Genomic DNA, 9,016 nt, shown 5'->3' on the forward strand with positions numbered 1-9,016 from the left:
GCCGCCGCAGAAGCCCTCACCTCCATCCTCATCTTCATCAACAAAAACTACAACGCAGGCGACGCGGGTATTCGGATTACGGGCAACCTGTGATAACGGGCGTTCGCGAGCATATGCCTAGTATCATCCGAATTTGGCCTCGGCTGCTGTGCAGGATTGGCAAGACGCCTAGAGTGATTTCAAGGCAGATGGACGTCGGATCGTAAGTTACGGAAAACAAAAGAAGTTCCAGATCTTTCCAGTTCCCACAAAACCGGAAGATCTGGACGAGAAAACCGCACGAATTAAAAGATTGACGAAGAAAAGCCGCCATCGACGCACAAGCCTTGGCTGGTGATGTAGTTCGCCTGCTGGCTGCAGAACATGGCTACGATGGCGCCGCAATCTTCCGGATCGCCGAAATGGCCGGCGGGAATCGGAATCGTGCGGCTGACGAGATCAAGCTGCTCTTCAACCGTAATCCCGTTGGCAGCGGCGTCCTTTGCATAGATGTCGCGTATTCCAGCCGTGTCATGCATTGCGGGCATGACCATGTTGATCGTGACGTTATGCTGCATGACCTGCTTGGCCACGGCGTGACAATAGTTGGCCAGGGCAGCCCTGGGGGCTCCGGAGAGTATGCGCAGGGGATGCGGATATTTGGCTCCCGCGGTGGTGATATTGACGATCCGGCCCCAGCGGCGATCAATCATTCCGTCGATAACTGATTTCATCATTTCAATTGGAGACAACAGGGTAATTTCGAGATTGGCGCGCCAATCATCGGCGGAAATGTCCCGGAAGTTCTCAACATAGGGAGGTGGCGAACATGTCCCGACCAAGATGTCGGGATCAGGACATGCAGCCAAAATGCGGGCGCGGCCTTCAGTAGTCCCATGATCGGCAACGATGGGCGTAACCGTTCCTCCACTGAGATCGGAGAGTTCCTTGCAGGTCGCGAGCAGCCGTTCCTCACCCCTTGAAGAGATGAAAACATTTACTCCCTCCCGAGCCAGCGCGAGCGCTGCGCCCCGGCCGAGACCCGCACTGCCGCCATTCACGATCGCGCGACGCCCGTTAATGCCCAATTCCATCGAGCTCTCTCCTCAATTCGCTGATGCTATAGGTTAGGAATACTATACCTTGGAGCCGGGTCAATCCAAGGGGTGGCTAATGTGCCCTGCTGATTGCAGCATTAGGAACTTGGCCCTGACGGCGACGCCGATCGCACGTCATCAAGTGGTGATGCCGCCCGAAAGAATTACATGATCGGTGATAAATTATGCGACGCGAGGCAATTTCAAGCGGGGTAATTTGTAGCATAACATTATGTAAAACAAACAATTTTGTTTGTCAGCCCCTCGTCTGACGATAGTTGCAATTCAATCTTGACGTCTCTTCCAGTACGAAAGTACTAGGGCCGCGTCCAAAGCCGATTGAGGCTGGGGAGGCGGCGGTGTCCGCCTACATCAAGCAGGGGGCATGAAAATGTTGTCGAAAAAAACCATTGGTAAAGTTCAAGTTCTTTTTTGTCTCATGAGTTCCGCCGCAGCATTGCCGGCCTATGCTCAAGAGGTGGCGGCAGACACATCGGCAAGTGCCCAGCCAGCAGATGCTGCCGCCGCAGAAGGCGGCGTGGGCGACATCGTTGTAACGGCGCAGCGGCGCTCAGAGCGGCTGCAGGACGTGCCCGTTGCGATTACGGCTGTTTCTCCCGAAGTGGCTCAAAAGCTGGGCATACAGAATGTCCGTGATCTCAACCTGGCCACACCGAGCACTGACATTGGTGAAAATGCCGGTTCCATTCAAATGTTCATGCGGGGCATCGGGGCAATTTATGTCGGCCCCGGCCTGGAATCGCCCGTCGCGATTTACCTGGACGGAGCATATCTTCAGCGGACGTTCGGCATGAACTCGCTGCTCAACCTTGTCGATCCCGGCAGCATTGAGATCCTTCGCGGACCTCAAGGTACGCTCTACGGCCGTAATGCCACGGGGGGCGTGGTGCGGGTAAGTTCGGCCCTGCCTTCGCGCGACTATGAGGGGCAAGTGTCGGCGGAATACGGCCGGTTCGATCACAAGCAGGTAGACGGCATGTTGAACGTGCCTCTTTCTGATACTCTGAGTGTTCGCGTCGCTGGCCGCTACACTGATGATGGGGGTTATATCACCAACACATTCGCCGGGCGGAAACTCTATGGCGGTTATGACTATACCGCTCGCGGTCAGCTTCGGTGGCAACCGAATGAGGTTGCCGATATCGTGCTGGGCTTTGAATATCAGAAGAGCAAAAAACGGAAGGACGCAGGCGCTCTCCTTGCCGGTGCGCCGCTTTGTTATGTCTGCACGCCGGCCGACGGGCCGCCGTCGAATTTCTATGAGACGCGTCTAAGCGATTTGCCCGCATGGCGGAGCCGGATGCTGAGAAGCTGGATGAAAGCCAGCCTGTCCTTCGACTACTTCGATCTCACCAGCACGACAAGCTATGAGGACGACAAGACCGTACAGGCTGCAGATAACGACTTTACGCCGGCGGATATTTTCGTTTTCGATAATCGTGGTGTAGGCGGAAAAACCTTTACGCAGGAATTTCAGCTCGCATCAAAGCTTGACGGGCCTTTTAATTACCTCGTCGGCATCAATTACCTGCATGACAAAGCCTTCTTCAATGTTGCGTTGACCGGCGATGCATATGCTTCGCTGCCCGCAGAGCCAGAAGTCTTTAACAAGGTAAAGACGGAATCGATTTCCGCATTTCTGGAAGGCTCATACCAACTCACCGACCAGATCAAAATCACGGCAGGGGGCCGTTATACTTACGACAAGCGTCGCGTTGAGGGCGTAAACAACGCCGGCTTCCAGGCCTTTGGCGCCCCCACCAGCTATGTAGTCAACCCAGATTTCAGCGCTTTCACCCCCCGTTTCGTCGCCGCATGGGACAATGGGCCCACCAACATCTATTACAGCTTCACGCGCGGCTTCAAAGCGGGCGGATTAAGTACACCCGCCACGCGTCCCGGCGCCATTCGCCCGGAAAAGATTTTCTCGCACGAAATCGGGATCAAGAACACGGCATTGGACGGCATGCTCCGCACGAACTTGTCGGTATTCTATTACAAGAACAAGGATCTGCATGTTCAGATCATCGACGCCACCAGTGGTGGATCGATCACGGAAAATGCCGGATCGGCCGAAGGCTATGGCGCCGAATTGGAAGTTACGGCACAGCCTTCGGGTGGTCTGGTCATCGGTGGTTCGCTCTCCTATCTGCACGCGGACTATGTCAGCTACCCCAATGCATCGGCCGTCTGCTTTGATTCCACGGGAACTGCAAATGCTAACGCGCCAGGTGCCGTTCTGTATGCCTGTTCAAAGGACTATAGCGGACGCAGAGTACCGCACGCACCCCGGTACCAGGCATCCATCAACGGAAGCTATACTTTCGACCTGGGCAGTTGGGAGGCCAATCTTGCCGGTGTTGCTCAATACCGCTCGAGTTTTGACTTCTTCGCGGGGGCCGGCGGTGACCTTGGTCTCGATCGCCAGAAGGGCTTCGTGATGGCGAATGTTTCGGGCTATGTCAGCCCTCCGGGAGGCAATCTGCGGTTGGGCTTCTACGTCGATAATCTTTTCGACAAGAAATACTCGGTTTTTACCTCCACTTACCAGCCATACGGCCCGGTCTACATTGCCGGCGAGCCGATTACCTATGGAGCTCGCATTCAGTATAAATTCTAATTGGACTGCCGTACCGCCACAGGTTCTAAGACTATTGCTGCAGAGGGCATGTGATGCCATTTGGCGCTATTGTCCGAGAGCTTGTGGCGGTCGACTCTTCGGTCTTCCCTTTTGCCTGCGTTGATTCGCGAGCGCATTTTTCATCCGATCGGCATGAAGAACAGCGGTTTTGGGTTGCACCAGAGAACCGTCGTTGCGGCGCACAGCATATCGGTATGCCGTTGATGCCGCCGTTGTGAAGCAGCATGTACGAAAGCGAGCAATCCTCAGCGGTGGAGATAAGGCCCCCTCCGCCTGATAAACCCGAATTTGCTCCCGGCGGTTGCGGCTTGACGCATTGCATAGTATATGGATACTATTCTACATCATAGCGTTGATGTCATGCGGCGAAGGCACCTCTGGGGTGACAAGTGCCAGGAATAGAGGAGGTCTGGATGAGCGGTGTTAGCACCAACCAAGTTGAGCGTAGGACGGGCTTCCGCGAAGGCATTATCGATGTCGATGTCAACACCCTGTGGGATGTGCTCACCGACTGGGGAATGATGGATTGGTGGGGTAACGAACTCGATAAGGACGGGATGAAGGTTAACAACTTTTTCCTCGAAGGTGAGAAGGGCAAAGTGCCCCGGACCAAAGTTCTCGTGCGGTCGAATGCCTCTGGTGGACAACCGACGGAGAACCGCGAAACCTTGTTCGTCGAAGATCCTGTTGCCCGGCGGCTATTTTATAATGCCACCGATAACTTCATCGAGGGAGTACGCAATTATATAGCGAGTTGGGCGTTGGATCCCATTTCGGACAATCGGACGAGAATGCAGATTTCATGCACCTTTGACGTGGTTGATCCAGGCAACGCCGACGTGGCTCGCGATACCGTAGAGGCCGTTTACGAACTGATTTTCAAAGGTCTCAACGGCTATTTTGCCGCCCAGAAAAGTGCCGTTTCCAGCTGATGGATCTTTTGATCGGCTGAGGCGGACATTCACATGTCGTTGCATTGACTGCTGTCATTCGGTCACGACTGCGTTGACCTTCGTCATTGTCAGGTGCGGCGTTGATAGCGTTGGCCTGGAGAGAAAAGGAAGTTCGGATGGGACGTTTGTCGGGAAAGATAGCGGTCGTCACGGGCGGCGTGTCGGGGATCGCTCTGGGCGTCGTGGAAATGTATGTTGCAGAGGGTGCGAAGCTTATCGTCGCCGACATCCAGGCTGAAAAAGGCGCCCAGCTGGAAGCACGCTTCCCCGGATCGGTCTATTTCAATCGCTGCGACATCCGCAACGAAGAAGACATCGCCAGGACGATGGCGATGGCAGAGGAGAAGTTCGGAGGCCTGGACATTGTCCTCCATGCAGCGGCATCGGTGGATCACAAGCAAAAGATTGCCGACCTTACGACCGAAGCCTGGGATGACGGGCAGGCCAATCTTCTGCGCAGCCACGTGATGAGCATCAAGCACGCGATCGGGCCGATGCAAAAACGCGGCGGCGGGTCCGTGATCCTCGTTTCTTCCGCCGCTGCGGAGAATTTTTCTCCTGCTGCAAGCATGGTGTACGTCGTTTGCAAGGGCGCGGTTCTCTACCTGGCGCGTTGGGCGGCGTTTGAGCTCGCCAGCAGCAATATCCGGGTGAACGCGATCGTTCCCGGCGCCTATGCGACCTCGATGTGGGGGCAGTTGGTCGGCGCGAGCAAGGAGGTGGCCGATATCATGCCCGCGCATCTCGATGAAATGATGTCCGGATCACAGCCGCTGCCGAAACCCGGTAAGCCGCTGGATATCGCCTATGCGGCCACCTACCTGGGGTCCGACGAATCCGCCTTTGTAACCGGGACTCATCTCGCGGTGGATGGTGGTCTTTCGATCTTCCGGCCTGCGGTGCCGAGAGAAAAGGTCATGGACTATCTCCAGCAGGCGAAGGCGCAGGCGGAAGAAGATCTGCTAGACGTCACGAAAACAAATTAAGCTGCAACAATCGACAGGACGCGGTGAGTTGCTGTCAGGTTTACGGGCGGCCGCCATCCACCTGGATCAGAGCGCCCGTCGTGAAACTCGCATGCTCGGATGCAAGGTACATCACGGTGGACACGATTTCCTCCGGCTCGCCATACCGCTTGATGGCGGACTTGATGTTCTTTTCTTTGTCGGGCGACCATGCTTTCGCGATGTCCGTACGAAAGCTTCCGGGAAGAATCGCATTGACCCGCACCTTCGGGGCATATTCGAATGCGTGGGCGATGGTGATCGCATTCAGCGCAGCCTTGGCGCCCGAATAAGGCGCATATTCGGGCTGTGGCCGGACTGATCCGATGGAAGAGATATTGATGATGCTGCCTCCATCACCTTCCACCATGCGGCTCGCGACCAGCGCGGTCATTCGGAAGGGGCCTTTCAGGTTAACGCCGATTACCTTGTCAAACAGGACTTCGGACGTTTCCAGCGAGCTGTCGGAGAGCGGCGACATCCCCGCATTGTTGACCAGGATATCGATTCTGCCGAAGCGCTCATAAGCAACTTCGACCAATCGCTCAATGTCGTCCCAGCGCCCAAGATGCGCACCGATCCCCAACGCGCGGACGCCATATTTGGCTTCGATTTCGGCGGCCAGCTCTTCGCAATTTTCAGCATTGCGGCTGGCGATGACCACGTCCGCCCCCTGCTCGGCAAAGGAGCGGCAGATGGCCGCGCCCAGACCGCGGCTGCCGCCGGTCACCAGCACGACCTTGCCGCTGAAATCGAAATATTGCTTCATGATCGGACCTATCGTGATTCAGTGAGAGTTTTGCGCGCCAGGGCGGCGATCGCGGCTACGCGTTCTTGAGTATGCGTGACGCGCCGGTTAACGCCCGTTCCGATGCTCGCGCGCTTCAGGATGCCCTGGATCATTACGGCGTACCGAAACTGAACGAAGCTGAAATAGAAGTCGAGGTGAGGAATCCCGGTGATTCCGGCCCGCCGGCAATAGCTTTCCACATAGGCGTCCAGACTGGGGATGCCGAGTGCTTCCAGATCATGCCCGCGCAGCGACGTCGCGCTGCCTTCGGCAAAGCCCAGCGGTTCCCACCAGGCGCGCGTGTTGTGCGCCAGATCGATATAGGGGTTGCCAAGCGTCGACATTTCCCAGTCCAGCGCCGACAGAACCTTCGGCTCGGTCGGGTGGACCATGGCGTTGTACAGGCCGAAATCGCCGTGCAGGATAGTCGTCGGCTCATCGTCCGGGAGGCGGTCGTGAAGCTCCTGCATCAACCAGTCAATGTCGGGCACCTCGACGAGCTTCGACTGCTCGTAAATGGTGCACCAGGTCTTGAGGTTCCGCGCGGTATACCCAGACTGCTTGCCAAAGGTTTCCAGGCCCAACGCCTTGTAGTCGAGTTGGTGGAGATGGGCGAGATAGGCGTTCATCGAGTCGTAGATCGCGGTGCGATCCGCTTTCTCCACGCCCGGCAGATCGGCGTTCCAGAACACGCGCCCGTCGATGAATTCGGTGATGTAAAAGGCCGAGCCGATGACCGATTCGTCATCACAATATAATGCTGGGCGAGGAACCGGAAATCCGGCATCTGCCAACGCCTTGGTGACACGATATTCGCGATCGATCGCGTGAGCCGACGCCAGCAGCTTCCCGGGGGGCTTGCGGCGGAGAACATAGCTCTTATCCCGTCCGATCAGCTTGTATGTCGGGTTCGACTGACCACCTTTGAATTTTTCGACGCGGAAGTCGCCCTCTAGGCCTTCGACGCGCGGAGCGAGATAGGCGCCGAGCTTTTGGACGTCTAGCGCGAGATGTTCAGGCGGCGCCTCGGTGCCGGTGAGCAAGTCCTGCCGGTCAGCCATGACTGGCCCCTTCGCTGGTTTTGGGCGGGAGATATTTCCTGAGTTCGTTCCGGGCGATGACGCGGTTGTGAACTTCGTCAGGACCGTCGCCGATGCGCATCACGCGCAAACGCGCAAAAGTGTAGGCGAGGCCGAAATCGTCGCACATGCCGGCCGCGCCGTAGGCCTGCTGGACGATGTCGCACAATTGCTGCGCCAGTTCGGGCACGATGACCTTGATCTGCGAGATTTCGCTGCGGGCATTCTTCACGCCCACCTCGTCCATCAGCCACGCGGTCTTGTAGACCAGCAGGCGGCTCATCTCGATATTGATGCGGGCGCGGGCGATCCGTTCCTTCCACACGCTTTCGTCGGACAGGCGCTTGCCAAAGGCGATGCGGGTGGTGAGCCGCGTGCAGAGCTTTTCGAGCAGCCGTTCGGACACGCCAATGATACGCATGGCATGGTGGATGCGGCCCGGACCCAGGCGGCCCTGCGCAATCTCAAAGCCGCGCCCTTCGCCCAAAATCACATTCTCCGCCGGCACCCGGACATTTTCGAACAGGATTTCGGCATGGCCGTGCGGACGGTCATGATAGCCGAAGATCGGCAGCGAGCGCACCAGCTTGACGCCCGGCGTGCTGGGTTCGACCAGGATCTGGGTCTGCTGGAGGTGGATGGGCGCGGTGGGATCCGTCTTGCCCATCACGATGAAGATCTTGGTGCGCGGATTATAGGCGTTCGTGATCCACCATTTGCGACCGTTGATGACATAATGGTCGCCGTCGCGCTCGATCCGGGTCTCGACATTAGTCGCGTCGGAGGAAGCCACCGCCGGCTCGGTCATGGCGAAGCTCGACTTGATCTCGCCCGCCAGCATGGGTTTCAGCCACTTCTCCTGCTGCTCCGGGCTGCCATAGAGCGACAGCACATCCATGTTGCCGCTGTCGGGCGCGTTGCAGTTGAACACTTCGGACGCCCAGTGGACCCGGCCCAGCGCCTCGGCGATCGGCGCGTAATCGAGGTTGCTGAGGCCCGGCCCATGGCGCGTGTCGTGTATGTGCATGTTCCACAGGCCGGCCTCGCGCGCCTTCTGCTGCAGCTCCAGCATGAGGGGCGGAACCCGCCATGGATCGTTAGTGTCATCCCCAAGTTGCTCCTCATAGAGCTCCTCATTGGGATAGACATGCTCCTCGAGAAATTCCTTTACTCGCGCGAGCCACTCTTGTCCGCGCGGACTGATGCTAAAATCCATGCAAAAGCCCCTTCGCTAGGCTACGCGCAACAGCGCCTTTATACCAACTCCACTCCGAGCGACCAGTAGGTGTGGAACCGTAGGTTTGCCGGACCCCACAAAGGCCCCCTATTTGCCTAGGTTATAGGACCTATATTAAGGCTGTCAAATATCTTTTTGTTCGGCGGAGCGGAGCCAAGATTTGCTTTCTATCCTGGGGCGGATTTCGACCCGGTCATTGTGGATTCGCACCTCGA

General features: G+C 57.1%; 7 protein-coding genes and 1 pseudogene. 4 read left to right on the plus strand and 4 right to left on the minus strand.

Annotated features, from left to right (window positions below; genetic code table 11):
* Nucleotides 1-93 (plus strand): annotated as a pseudogene (locus tag HNQ99_RS16735) (NADPH-dependent F420 reductase); the annotation flags it as partial.
* Nucleotides 94-284: 191 nt separating this feature from the next.
* Here HNQ99_RS16735 and HNQ99_RS16210 read toward each other — a convergent pair.
* Nucleotides 285-1,073: an SDR family oxidoreductase gene (locus tag HNQ99_RS16210; RefSeq protein ID WP_184477574.1), complete on the minus strand. Its 789-nt coding sequence runs from the start codon at nucleotides 1,071-1,073 to the stop codon at nucleotides 285-287.
* 394 nt (nucleotides 1,074-1,467) lie between these two features.
* Between HNQ99_RS16210 and HNQ99_RS16215 the strand changes: the two genes are divergently transcribed.
* The 3 genes from HNQ99_RS16215 to HNQ99_RS16225 all read left to right on the plus strand — a co-directional run bounded on the left by HNQ99_RS16215 (nucleotide 1,468) and on the right by HNQ99_RS16225 (nucleotide 5,677).
* On the plus strand, nucleotides 1,468-3,717 hold the full coding sequence (locus HNQ99_RS16215) for a TonB-dependent receptor (protein ID WP_184477576.1): 2,250 nt from the start codon (nucleotides 1,468-1,470) through the stop codon (nucleotides 3,715-3,717).
* Between the two features lie 434 nt (nucleotides 3,718-4,151).
* A complete protein-coding gene (locus HNQ99_RS16220) occupies nucleotides 4,152-4,670 on the plus strand; it encodes an SRPBCC family protein (protein WP_184477578.1) in 519 nt (172 codons plus the stop codon).
* A gap of 137 nt (nucleotides 4,671-4,807) precedes the next feature.
* On the plus strand, nucleotides 4,808-5,677 hold the full coding sequence (locus tag HNQ99_RS16225; protein WP_184477580.1) for an SDR family NAD(P)-dependent oxidoreductase: 870 nt from the start codon (nucleotides 4,808-4,810) through the stop codon (nucleotides 5,675-5,677).
* A 40-nt stretch (nucleotides 5,678-5,717) separates the two neighbouring features.
* Here HNQ99_RS16225 and HNQ99_RS16230 read toward each other — a convergent pair whose 3' ends face one another.
* Genes HNQ99_RS16230 through HNQ99_RS16240 form a run of 3 tightly spaced genes read right to left on the minus strand, consistent with a single transcriptional unit; the run spans nucleotide 5,718 to nucleotide 8,780 of the window.
* On the minus strand, nucleotides 5,718-6,464 hold the full coding sequence (locus HNQ99_RS16230) for an SDR family NAD(P)-dependent oxidoreductase (protein ID WP_184477582.1): 747 nt from the start codon (nucleotides 6,462-6,464) through the stop codon (nucleotides 5,718-5,720).
* Between the two features lie 8 nt (nucleotides 6,465-6,472).
* A complete protein-coding gene (locus HNQ99_RS16235; RefSeq protein ID WP_184477584.1) occupies nucleotides 6,473-7,546 on the minus strand; it encodes a phosphotransferase family protein in 1,074 nt (357 codons plus the stop codon).
* Complete coding sequence (locus HNQ99_RS16240; protein WP_184477586.1) at nucleotides 7,539-8,780, minus strand: acyl-CoA dehydrogenase family protein; 1,242 nt, start codon at nucleotides 8,778-8,780, stop codon at nucleotides 7,539-7,541. Before HNQ99_RS16240 ends, HNQ99_RS16235 begins: the two co-directional genes overlap by 8 nt.
* Nucleotides 8,781-9,016: the final 236 nt, after the last annotated feature.

The organism is Rhizorhapis suberifaciens (assembly GCF_014200045.1).
GTDB classification, from domain to species: domain Bacteria; phylum Pseudomonadota; class Alphaproteobacteria; order Sphingomonadales; family Sphingomonadaceae; genus Rhizorhapis; species Rhizorhapis suberifaciens.

Excerpts from the sequence above, each read along its gene's own strand:
- HNQ99_RS16210 (WP_184477574.1), bottom strand. The coding sequence starts at position 1,073 with ATGGAATTGGGCATTAACGGGCGTCGCGCGATCGTGAATGGCGGCAGT.
- HNQ99_RS16215 (WP_184477576.1), top strand. The coding sequence starts at position 1,468 with ATGTTGTCGAAAAAAACCATTGGTAAAGTTCAAGTTCTTTTTTGTCTC.
- HNQ99_RS16220 (WP_184477578.1), top strand. The coding sequence starts at position 4,152 with ATGAGCGGTGTTAGCACCAACCAAGTTGAGCGTAGGACGGGCTTCCGC.
- HNQ99_RS16225 (WP_184477580.1), top strand. The coding sequence starts at position 4,808 with ATGGGACGTTTGTCGGGAAAGATAGCGGTCGTCACGGGCGGCGTGTCG.
- HNQ99_RS16230 (WP_184477582.1), bottom strand. The coding sequence starts at position 6,464 with ATGAAGCAATATTTCGATTTCAGCGGCAAGGTCGTGCTGGTGACCGGC.
- HNQ99_RS16235 (WP_184477584.1), bottom strand. The coding sequence starts at position 7,546 with ATGGCTGACCGGCAGGACTTGCTCACCGGCACCGAGGCGCCGCCTGAA.
- HNQ99_RS16240 (WP_184477586.1), bottom strand. The coding sequence starts at position 8,780 with ATGGATTTTAGCATCAGTCCGCGCGGACAAGAGTGGCTCGCGCGAGTA.